Origin of the sequence: Flavobacterium commune (genome assembly GCF_001857965.1) — a bacterium.
In the GTDB taxonomy this organism is placed as follows: domain Bacteria; phylum Bacteroidota; class Bacteroidia; order Flavobacteriales; family Flavobacteriaceae; genus Flavobacterium; species Flavobacterium commune.
This window is the reverse complement of sequence record NZ_CP017774.1, coordinates 2,625,723-2,643,441: the sequence shown is the minus strand read 5'-3', so window position 1 is coordinate 2,643,441 and position 17,719 is coordinate 2,625,723. Positions and strand designations below refer to the sequence as shown.

The window sequence follows — 17,719 nt, the reverse complement described above, 5'->3', positions numbered from 1 at the left end:
AACTTTTTAACAGAAAGCTGTAAATCAACATATTAAAGTTTTCTAAAAATACAAAAGATGAGCTCTAACCCCCTCGTTAGCCGAGTATTCGATAGTGGGTGCCGGAATTTTCAAAACTGAAAAAACAGAAAAAAATGTCTTTAAAAAATGGGATTTAGTCTCAATTTTTGTCAAATCGAGGTCTAAACTAAGATAAAATTGTCGTGATTTAGGCTGATTTAGGTCTGAAATAATTACGGAATTTTCGTCTTTTCCGGTCAGCATTCTATCGGCTCCATAGCCTATGGCAATATTCAAAATTTTTGGAATTTTTGCCTCTTTAAAAAAGGACTTAAAATTGACCGATAACCAATAGGTTTGACCATTGTAATCTTTTAAAATTTGTTCGCTAAAATTACTGCCTAAAACTTCAGGTCGGTATTGTGCAAATCGGGTGGTATGAAAAGAAAATTTGGGTGTAATACGCTGTTCTTTCCAAAGCAATTCCTGAGAAACATACAAAGCCGTTCCGCTAGCATTAGCAATCACATCCCCTGTTGAAGCTCCCCATTCAGAAGAAAAACCGTCCAGGACTTCCACAGCGGTTAAAAATGCAAATCCTAATCCTGACCCATAAATTAATTGCTGTTTAGTACCTGCACCACTCCATTGCAACATTTCGCTACCCAAACGACCAATATGATAAGCCGAAAAAACATGTCCAGCCTTATCCATTTGCAACCACTCCTGATTGTCATTTATAAAATGAAAGTTGGATCTTGGATAATCGGCGTACCATAACTGGTTCAAACCGACTAAACTTATAGCAGAAAAAGCTGCTTCCGAAACGAAAACAGCTTTTTGTCTTTTAATATTTAAAGTATCCGAAGGTTTCAAAAAAGATTGTATTCCACTTTGAGCCACACAATTTGAAATTGCAAGCAACAAACTCAAGAAAAAAAAGCTTTTAAACTTCAAAACTATCTTTTAATTCCCTGAGCATTCACCCAATCAGAATATTTTTTAGCATTAATATTGTGCTCTGCCAAAGTAGCCGCAAATTCATGATATCCAAAACGATCCACACTTGCACAGAAATAAATAAAATCATTTTTCTCGGGATTTAAAACTGCTTCTAAAGCCGTAATATCAGGCATAGCAATAGGTCCGGGAGGAAGACCAACCACTTTATAAGTGTTGTATGGTGAACTCAAAAACAAATCGTTATAGAAAACTCGTTTGATAACCTGATTAAAATCGTTATCCTTTTTCTTTTTAGCAAAAATAACCGTCGGATCAGCCTGAAGTGGCATTCCAGCGCGTAATCTGTTTAAATAAACACCTGCAATTCTGGGTCTTTCGTCTTTTTTAACCGATTCTTTATGTACAATAGAAGCCAATGTTGTTACTTCTATGGGTGTTAATCCTTGTTTTTCAGCTTTGGCAACACGCTCTTTATCCCAAAAATTACGGTATTCCTTAATCATTTTATCTCTAAACTTCTCTGCCGAAGTATTCCAATATACCTCATAAGTATTAGGGATAAACATGGATAAAACGTTCTCTTCGGTAAAACCATTTTCTTTTAAAAATATAGAATCTTTAAACGAATTCAACAAAGACAAACTATCAGCTTCAATTTGAGAACCTACACGACCTGCTAAATTCTCTATTCGTTCCTGATTGTTAAAAGCTAATTTTACAGCTACATTGTTTCGCATTGCTTTAACCAATTCGTAACTATTCATTCCCTTGGTCAACAGGAAACGCCCTGATTTTACATTTTCAGGATAACTCATTTTATTAGCGACCATTTCAAAACGATCTAAATTAGTTACATAAAGAGTCAACGAATCCAAGGCTTGTTGGTATGTTGCATCGGTTGGAATATGAACATAAACTTCGTTCTCTGCAAATTTAGTATTATCTGAAAATATCTGGCTAATTAAAACAAAGCCATAAATAATCAATGCCGAAATAATCGTAATAAAAGCGATTGAAATAATTTTTTTTGGGGTCAAAGCTAAAAATTTAAAATTGTTGATTAATTAATTGATAGATGGCTTCGTCTTGATACACTCCGTTGATAAGATTCCAATCCTTTTTAACACCTATACATTGAAAGCCAAATTTAGTAAAAAGTGCTTTACTTGCTTCATTTCCCATAGCAATATTTGCATACAACTGATGTAAATTAAGATGATGGAATGAATAGCGAATCAATAATTCTAATGCTTCAGAACCAATTTTCAGATTTCTATTCGCATCATTTAAAATCATAATCCCTACTCCTGCCCTATTATTTTTAGGATCAAAATCAAACAAATCAATTAAACCCAAGGCCGGAAAATCCTGATCCTGACAAATGGCTAATCGCAATTGCTTGGCTTCATAAATATCCTGATGCGCATTTTCAAGATATTGACGAATTAAAAATCGGCTATAAGGAGTTTGAGTATTGCTCACTTCCCAAATACTTTGATCATTTTCTACGGCATAAATAAATTCCAAATCATTGGGTTCTAATGCTCGTATGTAGATATTATCTCCTTTTAAAGTAATCATTTTGAAGTGAGTTTCTATTGATGATTATATTTCGATAGTACCTTCAAAAACAAATTTTGCCGGACCGTTCAGGAAAACATTAACATATTTATTACCTTCTTTTTCGAAAGAAACTGATAATTTTCCACCTTCAACATTCATGTTAATAGCAGTCAAATCGGTTTGTCCGGTAGCGTTCATTGCAATAGCTGCTGCAGTTGCCCCGGTTCCACAAGCTAAGGTTTCGTCTTCTACTCCACGTTCATAGGTACGAAGTGCAAAAGTGGAATTATCTATTTTTTTTACAAAATTGATATTACTTCCTGCTTTGCCATACAATTCTCCGTAACGAATGGCAGCACCGTTTTCTTTTACATTATAATGTTCTAAATCATCCACTAATTGTACATGATGCGGCGAACCTGTATTTAAAAAACTATAATCCGGGTTAATTTTTATACTATCAACATCAATCATTTGCAAAGAAACAATTCCGTCTTTATCGACTGAAGCATGATGCAATCCATCTACAGCATTAAATGAAGTACTATCACCAATTACATTTAATTGTTTCGCAAAAGCGACCAGACATCTTCCACCATTTCCACACATAGTACTTTGATTCCCATCTGAATTGTAATACACCATTTTAAAATCGGTTTCTGGATCATTTTCAAGCAACATCAATCCGTCCGCTCCTATTCCAAATCGTCTGTCACAAAGACGTTCAATTAGTTTCGTATCTTCTTTCGGAAAAAAATTGGTACGATTATCGATGATTACAAAATCGTTTCCGGTACCTTGGTATTTATAAAATTGTATTAACATTATTTCTAAATTTGTTTTACAAAAGTACAAACTATTAATGAAATGTTAATCATTGTTAAACAGCGTTAAAGTGTTTTTTAACATTCGATTTTCATTATAAATTTACTTTACAAATAACAAAAACTGTTAGCTATTATGAAACAATTCTCAAGTCTATTTTTAGTCTCACTTTTAAGTGGAGCCACTACTTTAGGGGCTTATAAATTATTATTTGACAATGACGGTTATTTTTCGAATGACAAAAAAACCTTAACAACACTAGCTTCTGACCCTTACGCAAAAAGAGTTGGCTTATCTTCAAACGTATTAGATTTTACGGAAGCAGCAGATAAAACTATCCATACAGTTGTTCACGTAAAAAACGTTTCGTATCAAAAAGTAAGCGACCCTATTCTTGAATTTTTCTACGGCTACAGAGGTGGAGGACAATCTCAGGAACAGGTAGGTACGGGTTCAGGGGTTATCATTTCGGAAGACGGCTATATTGTAACCAATAATCACGTAGTAAAAGATGCTTCAGAAATTGAAATTACCTTAAACAACAAAAAATCATATAAAGCAAAATTGATTGGCACCGATTCTAAAATGGACATTGCGCTACTAAAAATTGATGCCGATGAAAAATTACCTTATAGCACTTTTGGAAATTCCGACGATGTAAAAGTGGGCGAATGGGTACTTGCAGTAGGAAATCCGTATAATCTGACCTCTACAGTAACTGCGGGAATTGTATCGGCAAAAGCCAGAAATCTTGGTACTGATGGCATTCAGTCTTTTATCCAGACAGATGCTGCAGTAAACCCGGGAAACAGTGGTGGCGCATTAGTAAACACCCGTGGTGATTTAATTGGAATCAACACCATGATTACTTCTATGACAGGTTCCTACGTAGGTTATTCTTTTGCAGTTCCGTCTAATATTACCCGAAAAATAATCGAAGATATTATGGAATTTGGTAATGTACAACGCGGAATTTTAGGAGTTGAAGGTGGTGAGCTGAATGCAAAAGCATCCAAAGAATTAGGTATCAAACAAACGGAAGGTTTCTATATTAATAATGTTCGAAAAAATACCGGAGCCGATAAATCAGGTTTGAAAAAAGGTGATATTATCATAAAAATTGACAACCAAAATATTGCGACTTTTGCTGATTTATCCGGATATATTAATACCAAGCGACCAAATGACAAAGTAGCGGTAACCATTATCAGAGAAGGCAACAGCCAAACTATTCCTGTTACATTGAGCAAAAATGAATTTTTTAATACCGAGTTCAAAGGAATCGAATTAGAGAATATTTCGGCCGCTGATAAAAAGAAATTCCGTGTTGATTATGGTGTAAAAATCAAATCAATTAACAACGAAAACTTAAGCCAATACGCCGAAGAATTAAAAGGTAATATCATTATAAGTATAGACAATGTCAAAATCAAAGACATTGAAACGGCTTCAAAACTTTTGAACAACAAAGACGAACGTCAAAGCGTTCGAATTGAAATGATTAATAAAAACGGAGAAATTATTCGAATTATTATTTAATTTTTGAACAACTCACTATCTAAAAAGCCGGTAATTTTACTGGCTTTTGTTTTTTATAAAAAAAGAAATACTTTTAACTTCTACCCATAAAACTAAAAACTTGAAAAAACCATTCCTACTATTACTCGCTTTAATTAGTTTTCACATTACTTATTCTCAAAACAGCTATGTCTTTTTTGGTTCTTATACCCCTGATAAAAGCGCAGAAGGAATCTATATTTACCAATTAGATACCATTAAAGGTAAATTATCTAAAATAACCAGTATCAGTAACATTTCAAATCCTTCTTATTTGAGTATATCAAATGAAGGTCAATTTATATATGCCTGTACCGAAAGCAAAACCCCAAACGCAGGCAGTGTTAGCAGTTTTAAATTTGACCCTCAAAACAAAAGTCTGACATTTTTAAACAGTCAAAAAACAAATGGAGAAAACCCTGTCTATCTTTCATTAGATCACACCGGAAAATGGCTTGTCGACGCGAATTATACAGGAAGCAGCATCTCAATATTTCCTATTGCAGAAGATGGAAAAATAAATCCAATTGTACAACACATCCCTTTTACTGAAGGAAGCATCAATCCTGAAAGACAAAAAAGTTCTCACGTACATTCGGTGTTTTTTTCTCCAGACAACAACTATATTATTTCTCCTGATCTGGGTGCTGATAAAATTAGAATCTTTCCTTTTGACAACAACAAAAAAGAACCTTTAGATATCAGCAACAGTAATTTTGTAAAAAGTACTCCGGGAAGTGGCCCTAGACATTTTGCGTTTCATCCCAATAAAAAATGGGGGTATTCTATTGAAGAAATTGCCGGAGCCATTAGCTCATACACCTTTGAAAAAGGGCAGCTAAACCTTATTGAGAGAATTAAAATTCAATCTAAAAAAGAGTCAAAAGATTTTGGCAGTGCTGAAATTCTCATTAGCTCAGATGGAAAATTTTTATATGTTTCGAATAGAGGAATTGAAAATAGTATCTCTATTTACGGTATCCAAAAAAACGGCACACTAAAAAGTGTTGCTACCCAATCCAGTTTAGGAAATCACCCTCGTAATTTTGCTATTAGCCCTTCCGGAAAGTTTTTGATTGTTGCCAATATGAATAGTGAAAACGTAATTGTTTTTAAAAGAAATCCAAAAACAGGTTTATTAAAAAAAGTAAGCGAATTGAAACTTAAAAACATCTCCTGTGTTAAAATAAAAAACATTTAAGTTTTTAAAACAAAAAAAGTGCTATAGCAGCACTTTTTTTGTTTATAATTTCAATTCAAATTCTATAAAACCCGATTGATTTGAGTTACTCTCGTACTATAATATTTTTCTTTTATTGACGAAATAATAACACCTCCGCCAACAGAAGCGTGAATAAATTTAATATCTCCATCAGTAACTTCAACAACCATTCCTACATGATTAATTTGACTTCTTCCATTAGTCTTGAAAAATATTAAATCTCCTTTTTGAGCATTTTCAGCATCAATTTTCACTCCGTAATGTGACTGCTCAAAAGACGACCTTGGCAACTGAATATCAAATGCTCCAAAAGTAGAACACATCAAACCCGAACAATCAAAACCTTCCTTAGTAGTACCTCCAGCTCTGTAACGTACACCAATATTTTCGGAAGCTCTGGAAATCAATTGGTCTATAAAATCAGGTCCATAAATAGATTTTACATCATTACCAACCATATCAGTTGTAAAAGAATCATCACTAAAATCAAATTTTACTGCTGGTTTAGCATTTAATTTAGATGTACGAATTGTTAATTTTTCACCTACTAAAAGCTTATTTACAATCTTAGGATTCTGATTTTCTAACTCTTTTACCGTAAGTCCGTATTGTTTTGCAATTCCGTATTTCGTTTCTTTAGCTAAAACTTCATGACTCAACTCTACCTGAATATCATCTGTAACCTTAACTTCTTCACTTACTACAATTGTAGCCGACTCCTTTTTAGATTCAACCTTTACTTCCTCTTTATTAACAGCAACACCGCTATTTTCTTCAAACAATCGCTTATTGGTAGTTGGAATTACAATTTTCTGACCGATTCTTAGTGCTTGTTTTTCTAATATTGGATTGGCTTTTTCAATATCAGCTACTGAAACGCCATATTCTTTAGCAATACCATAAAGTGTTTCTTTTGCTAATACTTCTTTTAAAATATTCCCTTTAAAATCATTAACAACAACCACCAAAGTATCTTCCTTTACAGGAATTGGCTGAGAAATAAGTTCTTTTTTAACCTCTTTAATTTCTGCTTTTGAAACTTCCTTTTGAGGAATAGTATTCTCTGCTATTAAATCCTTCGATTCAACAACCGGTACATTAACAGTATTCCCAACTTGCAAACCTCTTTTCTCTAACAGAGGATTCAAAGCATATAAATCAGCAACTTTAACTCCGTATTGTTTAGCTATCCCATACAAAGTTTCTTTAGCCAAAACTATATGTTCTTTTTGAGCAACATTTGATTTAGAGACTTCAACCAACGGTTTTTTGATGGCTGATATAGCAACCGGTACCAACAAAATTTCTTTGAATTTTATTCCTTTCTTAGCATCGGGATTAATTTCATAAATAGCGGCTGGTTTTATATTATACTGTTCTGCAATTTTAGATATTGTTTCTCCTTTAGCTACTGTGTGCTTCATGTATTTTTCCTGAGAAAAACCATTAAACTTACAAAACAGAACCAAGAAAACAATCCAAAATTTAGACCTCATAAAACTTTTTTAAATTAATAATACAGCTCACTCATTTACAACACATTAGAAAATAAAGGATTTTCTAACAACAAAAAATTGATAAAAGCGAATTTAACATTTTAATACCAATAAACCCAATCTTACCAGTACTTTAAGTTATTTTTTAGCATATATTTAAAAAAAATGTGTCCTGATTAAACAGAACGCATTATATCGCAATAAAAAATAAATTATACTTGAGCTGCAATCAAATTCAATGCTGAACCGGCAACAAACCATGCTATTTGACTTTCATTGTAAGTATGATTAGCCACAACCTTATCTTTAGAACCATCAGCATGAACAAACTCAAGGGTTAAGGGTTTTCCCGGAGCAAAATCGACTAAATCAACAAAATTGATCGTGTCATCTTCCTGAATTTTATCATAATCCGTTTCATTAGCAAAAGTCAATGCCAACATCCCTTGTTTTTTCAAATTCGTTTCATGGATACGGGCAAATGATTTCACCAATACTGCTTTCACCCCCAAGAAACGAGGTTCCATAGCGGCATGCTCGCGAGAAGAACCCTCGCCATAATTATGATCCCCCACAACAATTGAAGGAATCCCGGCAGCTTTATAAGCTCGCGCTACAGCAGGAACAGCATCATACACTCCCGTAAGTTGATTTTTAACAGAATTCGTATTCTGATTGTAGGCATTAACCGCTCCAATCAACATATTGTTCGAAATATTATCTAAATGCCCTCGGTAGCGCAACCAAGGTCCTGCCATAGAAATATGATCAGTTGTACATTTCCCATAAGCTTTAATCAACAATTTAGCATCCACAATATTTTTACCATCCCAAGCTTCGAAAGGTGCTAAAAGCTGCAATCTGTCCGATGTAGGAGAAACCACTACCTCTACTCCTGTACCGTCTTCTGCCGGAGGCTGAAAACCTGCATCTTCCACATCAAATCCTCTTGATGGTAATTCATCTCCATAAGGAGTACTTAACCTTACTTCCTCTCCTTTATCATTAATTAAAGTATCAGTCAAAGGATTAAAATCCAATCTTCCTGAAATTGCCAAAGCAGCAACCATTTCCGGTGAAGTCACAAAAGCATGAGTATTGGGATTTCCATCCGCACGTTTTGAAAAATTACGATTAAAAGAATGTACGATAGTATTTTTTTCGCCCTTATCAGCTCCTGCTCTATCCCATTGTCCTATACATGGCCCACAAGCATTGGTAAACACTTTAGTACCCATTTTTTCGAAAGTAGCAATTATACCATCCCTCTCGATAGTATAACGAATTTGCTCAGATCCCGGATTAATACCAAACTCCGCTTTGGGAGTTATCCCTAATTCAACCGCCTGATTTACTATAGAAGCCGCACGAGCCATATCTTCATATGAAGAATTAGTACAAGAACCAATTAATCCCCACTCTACTTTTAACGGCCATCCATTAGCCTCGGCCTCTGCTTTCATTTTTGAAACCGGAGTTCCTCTGTCTGGAGTAAATGGACCATTAATATGAGGTTCTAATTCTGATAAATTAATTTCAATTAACTGGTCAAAATATTGCTCCGGATTAGCATAAACTTCAGTATCAGCCGTTAAATAAGAAGCTACTTTATCCGCTGCATCCACAACATCCTGACGTCCTGTTGCTGCTAAATACCTTCTCATAGAATCATCATATCCAAAAGTAGAAGTTGTAGCACCAATTTCTGCTCCCATGTTACAAATAGTCCCTTTACCGGTACAAGACATATTGGTTGCACCTTCACCAAAATACTCAACAACAGCTCCTGTTCCTCCTTTTACAGTCAGAATATCAGCCACTTTTAATATTACGTCTTTAGGAGCTGTCCAACCCGATAATTTTCCGGTTAATTTTACACCAATTAATTTAGGAAATTTCAACTCCCACGACATCCCCGACATTACATCGACAGCATCAGCTCCACCAACTCCAATTGCCAGCATGCCTAATCCTCCTGCGTTTACAGTATGTGAATCGGTACCAATCATCATTCCGCCTGGGAACGCGTAATTTTCCAACACAATTTGGTGAATAATTCCTGATCCCGGTTTCCAAAAACCAATACCATATTTATTCGAAACTGATGACAAAAAATCAAACACCTCTTTAGATTGAGTGTTTGCTACAGCTAAATCCGTAGAAGCTCCAACTTTAGCCTGGATTAAGTGATCACAGTGAACCGTTGTAGGCACTGCCACCTTTGACTTCCCAGCATGCATAAATTGCAACAAAGCCATTTGTGCAGTCGCATCCTGACAAGCCACTCTATCAGGAGCAAAATCAACATAATCAACCCCTCTTCCGTAGGCTTGCTTCGCAATACCATCCCAAAGATGACTGTATAAAATTTTCTCTGTTAAAGTAAGCGGACGACCAACAATTTTACGTGCTGCATCAACACGACTCGCCATGTTAGCATACACTTTTTGAATCATTTCAATATCAAAAGCCATAAGTTCTATATATTTTATGTTATTCTATTTTAAACCATACAATATACAAAAAATAAAAGAGCCTATAAAGAAAAAGCCCGAGTTTTACAACTCGGGCTTTAGATATGATTAACTAATCTAATTGTTTATTTAACTAATTGTTTATGAGAAGGTGCAAACTTAGTCAAGTTAATACCATCTACTGCAGCTGTATATTCGTCTATAGTAGGAGTTCTACCAAGAATTGTAGAAAGAACTACAACCGGCGTAGAAGAAAGTAATGATTCTCCTTTTTTAGTATCAGTATCTTCTACAACTCTTCCTTGGAAAAGACGAGTAGATGTTGCCATTACTGTATCACCTTTAGCCGCTTTTTCCTGGTTCCCCATACAAAGGTTACAACCTGGACGCTCTAAATACAACATGTTTTCATATTCTGTACGTGCTGCCGCTTTAGGAGCATTATCGTCAAATTCAAAACCTGAATATTTTTGTAAAACTTCCCAGTCACCTTCTGCTTTCAATTCATCAACAATATTGTAAGTTGGAGGTGCTACTACAAGTGGTGCCTGAAATTCCACTTTACCTTGTTGCGCTTCGATGTTTTTAAGCATTTGAGCAAGGATTTTCATATCTCCTTTATGAACCATACAAGAACCGATAAATCCAAGATCTACTTTTTTCTCTCCACCATAGAAAGAAAGTGGTCTGATAGTATCGTGCGTATAACGTTTAGAAACATCAGCGTTATTTACATCCGGGTCAGCAATCATTGGCTCAGCAATTACATCAAGATCAACCACTACTTCAGCATAATATTTAGCATTCGCATCCGGAGTTAAAGCTGGTTTTTCACCAGATCTAATCTCAGCAATTCTCTTATCTGCTTTAGCAATTAATCCTTTCAATACTTGCTTAGCATTATCCATACCTTTATCAATCATGATTTGGATTCTACCTTTAGCAATCTCTAATGATTCAATCAAAGTTTCATCTTCAGAAATACAGATAGACGCTTTAGCTTTCATTTCAGCAGTCCAATCCGTAAATGTAAAGGCCTGGTCAGCAGTAAGTGTTCCAATGTGAACCTCGATAATTCTACCTTGGAATACATTTTCACCACCAAATTGCTTCAACATTTGCGCTTGTGTAGCATGAACAACATCACGGAAATCCATGTACGATTTCATCTCCCCTTTGAAAGTTACTTTTACAGACTCTGGGATTGGCATAGAAGCCTCACCAGTAGCTAATGCAAGAGCAACAGTTCCTGAGTCAGCACCAAAAGCAACACCTTTTGACATTCTTGTATGAGAGTCACCACCAATAATGATAGCCCATTCATCAATAGTAATATCGTTAAGTACTTTGTGGATTACATCAGTCATTGAATGATATACTCCTTTAGGGTCACGAGCAGTAATCAAACCGAAATCATTCATAAATTTCATTAATTTAGGAATATTAGCCTGCGCTTTTTTATCCCAAACTGAAGCAGTATGACAACCTGATTGGTAAGCACCATCAACGATTGGCGAAATTACTGTAGCTGCCATAGATTCTAATTCCTGAGCAGTCATCAAACCCGTTGTATCTTGAGATCCAACAATGTTTACTTCTACACGAACGTCTGAACCAGCGTGCAATACTTTCCCCGGAGTTGTTCCTACAGCATTTCTGTTAAAGATTTTCTCAACAGCTGTAAGACCTTGTCCTTCATGAGAAATTTCTTTTGATGGAGCAAATACAGCAGGAGCTTCAATTCCTAAAGTTTTAGCAGCGAATGTTTGCAATTTTTTACCAAATACAATCGCATAAGATCCACCAGCTTTGATGAATTCCATTTTTTGAGGAGTGAATGATCTTGAAATATCAATCAACTCTTGGTCTCCATTATATAATTTTTTTGTTTTTGTATTAATTGTTAAAACAGTACCTGTAGCAACAGAATATGCTTGCTCTAAAATCGGCTCACCACTTTCGTTACGAACAACATTTCCTTCTGCATCAACTTTCTTTACCCAGTTTTTAAGATCTAAACCAATACCTCCGGTTACATCAACAGTAGTTAAGAAAATTGGAGAAATACCATTTGTTCCACCTACAATAGGAGCAAAATTCACAAATGGAATGTATGGACTTGCTTGCTTTCCTGTCCAAAGTGCTACGTTATTTACACCTGACATACGAGAAGAACCAACTCCCATTGTTCCTTTCTCTGCAATCAACATTACTGATTTATCCGGATGTTGTGCCTGCAAAGCTTTGATTTCCTCTTGTGCCTGAGGAGTAATCATACATTTTCCGTGTAATTCACGGTCAGAACGAGAGTGAGCTTGATTTCCTGGAGAAAGTAAATCCGTAGAAATATCTCCTTCACCAGCAATAAAAGTTACCACTTTGATTTCTTCGGCAACTTCAGGAAGTTTAGTAAAGAACTCTGCTTTAGCATAACTTTCGATAATCTCTTTAGCGATAGCATTACCATTTTCGAAAGCTTCTTTCAAACGGCTGGTATCTGCATCATAAAGATATACTTGAGTCTTAAGAACGCTTGCAGCTTCTTTAGCAATTGCAGCATCATTACCCAAGGCTAAATCCAGTAAAACTTTAATAGAAGCTCCACCTTTCATGTGTGATAACAACTCAAAAGCAAAAGCCGGAGTGATTTCTTTCACTACAGATTCGCCCAAAATAATCTCTTTTAAAAACTTAGCCTTCTCTCCAGCAGCACTGGTAGTTCCCGGCAAAGTGTTGTAAATAAAAAATTGAAGAGAATCTTCTCTGTTGGCGTTATCTAAATCTTTAATTTGTGCAATGATTTCGCTTAACAATTGAGCATCATCAATTGGCTTTGGGTGAAGTCCCTGAATTTTTCTTTCTTCGATCTCCTTGATGTAATCGCTATAAATGTTCATAATTGAATTCTTTGTTAATGGCAAATTCCTTGATTACTCAATTCCAAAAGCCACAATATTTAGGTGATTTTTATTTATTTGTGATGCAAATTTAGGTATTTAAGCCGAGAATTAAAAACAATTTAATTCCTCCAGACTACCAAAACATTTATTATTGAAAAATACGCACTCAGAAAGCATTAAACTAAGAAAAAAACAAATTTTAACTTAATTTATAAACAATCAATAATGCGAAAACTATTTTCTAACAAACTTAAAACAACTTGTTATAGCGAAAAGTATGTTTTTCAGCATAAACAGTCTATTTCAAAAAAAATTAAACAAGTTTAGCTATTATCATTTCTTCAGTAATTCCCTCGGCATCAGCTTTGTAGTTTTTAATTATTCGATGCCTTAAAATCGAAGTCGCAACAGCAATTACATCTTCAATATCCGGAGAGAATTTTCCGTTGAAAGCAGCATGAGCTTTAGCTGCCAAAATTAAATTCTGAGAAGCCCTGGGTCCTGCTCCCCAATCCAAATAATTCTTAACAAAATCTATTGCAAATTGACTATCCGGACGCGTTTTACTCACCAAAGTCACAGCATATTCAACCACATTATCAGCCACAGGAATCCTGCGAATTAAATGTTGAAAATCTATAATTTCCTGCGCTGTGAATAATGGATTTATTTTATGAACCAAATCAGAAGTGGTTCTTTTTACCACCTGAACTTCCTCTTCAAAAGAAGGATATTCTAATTTCACAGCAAACATAAAACGATCCAACTGTGCTTCCGGCAAAGGGTAAGTCCCTTCCTGCTCAATTGGATTTTGAGTTGCCAAAACAAAATAAGGCAAATCTAATTTATGATTCACCCCGGCAATTGTCACCGAACGTTCCTGCATAGCCTCCAGCAAAGCTGCCTGAGTCTTAGGTGGTGTTCTATTGATTTCATCTGCTAAAATAATATTTGAAAAAACAGGCCCTTTTACAAATTTAAACTGACGATTTTCCTGCCCGACGGCAGGCGTGGCATCCAGAATTTCACTTCCTAAAATATCCGAAGGCATTAAATCCGGCGTAAACTGAATTCTTTTAAAATGAAGTCCTAGAGCCTCCGAAATAGTATTCACCATCAATGTTTTGGCCAAACCAGGAACCCCCACTAAAAGCGCATGTCCTCCTGAAAAAACACATAATAATATTTGATCTATTACTGCTTCCTGACCTACAATAATTTTTGCTATTTCTTTTTTCAACTCAGTTCGTTTCTGAACCAAATTATGTATTGCCGCTACATCAGACATTATAAACTATTTTAAATTAAAAAAGAGCTAACTCTATGAATTCATAAAGCTAACTCTTTTTAGTTATTTTGACCAAATTATTTTTTCAACCAGTTATTTGTAAAACTACAATCTCTGTATTCTCCAATAATTTTAATATACGTCTCTTTAATTTTTTCATCAAACCATTTACCGATAGCCTTGATTTGCTTTTCCTTTAATGCCAAATCTTTAATCTTAACATAATCCTGAGCATAATCTGCGGTATGTTCGTTGATTCGGTTAGTAACAGTCACAATTTTATATTGTTTTTTTCCTGATTTTGTTTCGTCTAAAACCGGTAACGAAATCTCACTATCTTTTAAATTTGAAACTTGCGAATACAATTCAGGATCCATTTTAGTCAATTCAAAACGAGTATCCTGTGTGTTTGGATTAATCAAAACACCACCATTAGCTCTTGTTTCTTTTTGATCCGACATGGTTCTTGCAGCATCTGCAAATGAAATTTCCTTATCTACAATTCGCTTTCTAATCAAATTGATTTTTTCTTTTGCTTCGTCTAATGCTTCTTTGCTAACTGTTGGCGTTAACAATATATGACGCAATTCTAATTCCTGCCCTTTTATCTTCTCCAAATAAATAATATGAAAACCATATTCGGTTTCAAAAGGAGCCGATATTTCACCTTCTTGTAAGCTAAAAGCAACATCTTTAAACTCTTTTACAAAAGGTGTTTTACGGGTCATTTTATAAAAACCACCACTGGATCTGGAACCCGGATCCTGAGAATACAAAACAGCCTTGGTCGCAAAACTGGAGCCTTCCTGAATGTCTTTTTTAAAACCATTCAATCGATCTATCACTTTTTGTTTTTCAACTGCAGTTATTTTAGGCTCAATAATTATTTGTGAAACTTCCATTTCGGCACCAAAAACAGGCAATTCATCTTTTGGCAATTTTTTGAAAAAATTACGAACCTCTTCCGGAGTAATTTCAACTTCATCAACTATCTTTTTTTGCATTTCAGAAGTCAGCTTATTTTCTTTCAAAATATCAAAAAAATAACTTCTAAATTCCTCCTCTGTATCTTTTTTGTAATATTTAATTACTTTCTCCATCGAACCAATTTGCTGCACCATATAACTCAATCGTTCATCCATCAGCGATTTTACTTCAGTATCAGTTACCTTCACACTATCCTGAATAGCCTGATGTGCATATAATTTATCTTCCAATAATTTCCCTAACATCTGGCATCTTGGAATATCTTTAACGGAACCACCCTGACTGGTGATTTCCAAAAAAGCCTTATCAATATCCGAATCCAAAATAATATAATCCCCTACATTAGCAATAACTCCGTCTATTTTTTGTCGTTTAGACGTTGTTACTTTTTTCTCTACAACAACGCTATCTTTTATTATTTCCTGAGCATTAACTGTTGTATTCAATAAAAATATTATAAAAAATAAAAGTGATTTTTTAATATTTATGGATTTCATTCTTATGGTTTTTAAAGGCATTTGCTTTGGGAATTTTATTTTTTAGTTGTCATCTGATATTCTATCAATTGATAAGAAAACAACATAAAAGTATATTATTTATAATTTGTTATAGTAAAAACGAACAAAAATAACAATTCAATTACATTATACAACTATCCACCTGACTATTAACAAAAAATTATAGTCAAAAAAAACAAACCATATCCACAATACCTTTAGTTCAATTATCACCAACCTAATCTCTACGTAAAACTCTTCCAATTAACAGAGAACTTATTTATTTTCAAATCGCATATATAAATAGTACTTTTGCAAACTATTTATACGAAATATGAGCTTTTTAAAAGAAATACAACGCCGAAGAACCTTTGGAATTATCTCGCATCCTGATGCCGGAAAAACAACTCTTACTGAAAAACTACTACTTTTTGGAGGTGCAATCCAGGAAGCAGGTGCGGTAAAAAACAACAAAATTAAAAAAGGAGCTACCAGTGACTTTATGGAAATTGAACGTCAGAGAGGAATCTCGGTATCGACTTCTGTTTTAGCTTTTAACTATAAAGACAAAAAAATCAACATCCTGGATACTCCGGGACACAAGGATTTTGCCGAAGACACTTTTAGAACCTTAACCGCTGTTGACAGTGTTATTGTGGTAATTGACGTAGCAAAAGGAGTCGAGGAACAAACTGAAAAGTTAGTCGCAGTTTGTAGAATGCGTAAAATTCCGATTATTGTTTTCATCAACAAATTAGATCGTGAAGGACATGACGCTTTTGATTTGATGGATGAAGTAGAACAAAAACTGGGACTTACTGTTACTCCGTTGAGTTTTCCTATTGGAATGGGTTATGATTTTCAGGGAATTTACAATCTTTGGGAACAAAACATCAATTTATTTAGTGGAGACAGCCGTAAAAATATCGAAGAAACAATTGCTTTTGAAGATGTTCAAAGTCCTGAATTAGAAAAAATAATTGGACAAAAACCTGCTGATCGTTTACGTGAAGAATTAGAGTTGATTGATGAAGTTTATCCAAAATTCAATCAGCAGGATTATCTGGACGGAAAATTACAACCTGTATTTTTTGGTTCGGCTTTGAACAATTTTGGTGTTAGAGAATTATTAGATTGCTTTGTTGCAATTGCTCCATCACCAAGAGCAAAAGAGTCTGAAACACGTTTAGTTGATCCAAAAGAAGAAAAATTATCAGGATTTGTATTTAAAATCCACGCCAATATGGATCCGAAACACCGAGACCGTTTGGCTTTTATAAAAATTGTTTCAGGAACTTTCGAAAGAAACAAACCGTATTATCACGTACGTCAAAAGAAAAATCTAAAATTCTCCAGCCCGAATGCCTTTTTTGCTGAGAAAAAAGAAATTGTTGACATCTCTTATCCTGGAGATATTGTAGGGCTTCACGATACTGGAAATTTCAAAATTGGTGACACCTTGACAGAAGGTGAAATCATGAATTTTAAAGGAATTCCAAGTTTCTCTCCGGAACATTTTAGATACATCAATAATGCCGATCCTATGAAGGCAAAACAGTTGGATAAAGGGGTTGACCAATTAATGGACGAAGGTGTTGCACAGTTGTTTACTTTAGAAATGAACAACCGAAAAGTGATTGGTACTGTTGGTGCACTTCAATATGAGGTAATTCAATACCGTTTAGAGCATGAGTATGGCGCAAAATGTACTTATGAAAATTTCCCGGTACACAAAGCTTGTTGGGTAAAACCTGATGATGCAAAAAATGAGGAATTCAAAGAATTCAAACGAATCAAACAAAAATTCCTTGCCAAAGACAAATACGATCAACTAGTCTTCCTGGCAGATTCGGATTTCACAATCCAAATGACTCAAAATAAATACCCAAGTGTTAAATTGTTTTTCACCTCTGAATTAGAATAAATTCCATAAAAAAAACGGTCTCA

At 34.7% G+C, this 17,719-nt stretch carries 12 protein-coding genes; 3 read left to right on the top strand and 9 right to left on the bottom strand.

Features of this window, described 5'->3' with window-relative positions:
- Window positions 1-42 precede the first annotated feature (42 nt).
- The 4 genes from BIW12_RS11075 to dapF are packed head-to-tail and all read right to left on the bottom strand — an operon-like array spanning window position 43 to window position 3,351.
- Window positions 43-933, bottom strand: a complete 891-nt coding sequence (locus tag BIW12_RS11075) for a DUF2279 domain-containing protein (protein ID WP_232227081.1) — start codon at window positions 931-933, stop codon at window positions 43-45.
- Between the two features lie 26 nt (window positions 934-959).
- Window positions 960-2,000, bottom strand: a complete 1,041-nt coding sequence (gene mltG, locus BIW12_RS11070) for an endolytic transglycosylase MltG (RefSeq protein WP_071185163.1) — start codon at window positions 1,998-2,000, stop codon at window positions 960-962.
- Between the two features lie 10 nt (window positions 2,001-2,010).
- Entirely contained in the window at window positions 2,011-2,544 is a 534-nt protein-coding gene (locus BIW12_RS11065) for a GNAT family N-acetyltransferase (RefSeq protein WP_071185162.1), read from the bottom strand.
- Between the two features lie 24 nt (window positions 2,545-2,568).
- On the bottom strand, window positions 2,569-3,351 hold the full coding sequence (gene dapF, locus BIW12_RS11060) for a diaminopimelate epimerase (RefSeq protein WP_071185161.1): 783 nt from the start codon (window positions 3,349-3,351) through the stop codon (window positions 2,569-2,571).
- Window positions 3,352-3,486: 135 nt separating this feature from the next.
- Here dapF and BIW12_RS11055 point away from each other — a divergent pair, with 135 nt between their 5' ends.
- A complete protein-coding gene (locus BIW12_RS11055; RefSeq protein WP_071185160.1) occupies window positions 3,487-4,890 on the top strand; it encodes a Do family serine endopeptidase in 1,404 nt (467 codons plus the stop codon).
- Between the two features lie 100 nt (window positions 4,891-4,990).
- Window positions 4,991-6,109 (top strand): lactonase family protein, encoded by a 1,119-nt coding sequence (locus BIW12_RS11050; RefSeq protein WP_071186345.1) that lies wholly within the window; start codon window positions 4,991-4,993, stop codon window positions 6,107-6,109.
- A gap of 62 nt (window positions 6,110-6,171) precedes the next feature.
- Here the strand turns inward: BIW12_RS11050 and BIW12_RS11045 are convergent, their stop codons facing one another.
- From BIW12_RS11045 to BIW12_RS11025, 5 genes are all read right to left on the bottom strand, one after another.
- Window positions 6,172-7,626 (bottom strand): peptidoglycan endopeptidase, encoded by a 1,455-nt coding sequence (locus tag BIW12_RS11045; protein ID WP_071185159.1) that lies wholly within the window; start codon window positions 7,624-7,626, stop codon window positions 6,172-6,174.
- Between the two features lie 212 nt (window positions 7,627-7,838).
- Window positions 7,839-10,100 carry an aconitate hydratase gene (locus tag BIW12_RS11040; protein WP_071185158.1) on the bottom strand — a complete coding sequence of 754 codons (2,262 nt, stop codon included), beginning with the start codon at window positions 10,098-10,100 and terminating at the stop codon, window positions 7,839-7,841.
- Between the two features lie 125 nt (window positions 10,101-10,225).
- Window positions 10,226-12,997 (bottom strand): bifunctional aconitate hydratase 2/2-methylisocitrate dehydratase, encoded by a 2,772-nt coding sequence (locus BIW12_RS11035; RefSeq protein ID WP_071185157.1) that lies wholly within the window; start codon window positions 12,995-12,997, stop codon window positions 10,226-10,228.
- Between the two features lie 316 nt (window positions 12,998-13,313).
- Window positions 13,314-14,288 carry an AAA family ATPase gene (locus tag BIW12_RS11030; protein ID WP_071185156.1) on the bottom strand — a complete coding sequence of 325 codons (975 nt, stop codon included), beginning with the start codon at window positions 14,286-14,288 and terminating at the stop codon, window positions 13,314-13,316.
- A gap of 77 nt (window positions 14,289-14,365) precedes the next feature.
- Window positions 14,366-15,793, bottom strand: coding sequence for a peptidylprolyl isomerase (locus BIW12_RS11025; protein ID WP_071185155.1), 1,428 nt, complete (start codon window positions 15,791-15,793; stop codon window positions 14,366-14,368).
- A gap of 313 nt (window positions 15,794-16,106) precedes the next feature.
- Here BIW12_RS11025 and BIW12_RS11020 point away from each other — a divergent pair, with 313 nt between their 5' ends.
- Window positions 16,107-17,696 (top strand): peptide chain release factor 3, encoded by a 1,590-nt coding sequence (locus tag BIW12_RS11020; protein ID WP_071185154.1) that lies wholly within the window; start codon window positions 16,107-16,109, stop codon window positions 17,694-17,696.
- The last annotated feature ends 23 nt before the right edge of the window (window positions 17,697-17,719 follow it).

Bases quoted from the DNA above. Each gene is read 5' to 3' on its own strand.
- BIW12_RS11065 (WP_071185162.1), bottom strand. From the start codon at position 2,544: ATGATTACTTTAAAAGGAGATAATATCTACATACGAGCATTAGAACCC.
- dapF (WP_071185161.1), bottom strand. From the start codon at position 3,351: ATGTTAATACAATTTTATAAATACCAAGGTACCGGAAACGATTTTGTA.
- BIW12_RS11055 (WP_071185160.1), top strand. From the start codon at position 3,487: ATGAAACAATTCTCAAGTCTATTTTTAGTCTCACTTTTAAGTGGAGCC.
- BIW12_RS11045 (WP_071185159.1), bottom strand. From the start codon at position 7,626: ATGAGGTCTAAATTTTGGATTGTTTTCTTGGTTCTGTTTTGTAAGTTT.
- BIW12_RS11040 (WP_071185158.1), bottom strand. From the start codon at position 10,100: ATGGCTTTTGATATTGAAATGATTCAAAAAGTGTATGCTAACATGGCG.
- BIW12_RS11035 (WP_071185157.1), bottom strand. From the start codon at position 12,997: ATGAACATTTATAGCGATTACATCAAGGAGATCGAAGAAAGAAAAATT.
- BIW12_RS11030 (WP_071185156.1), bottom strand. From the start codon at position 14,288: ATGTCTGATGTAGCGGCAATACATAATTTGGTTCAGAAACGAACTGAG.
- BIW12_RS11025 (WP_071185155.1), bottom strand. From the start codon at position 15,793: ATGCCTTTAAAAACCATAAGAATGAAATCCATAAATATTAAAAAATCA.
- BIW12_RS11020 (WP_071185154.1), top strand. From the start codon at position 16,107: ATGAGCTTTTTAAAAGAAATACAACGCCGAAGAACCTTTGGAATTATC.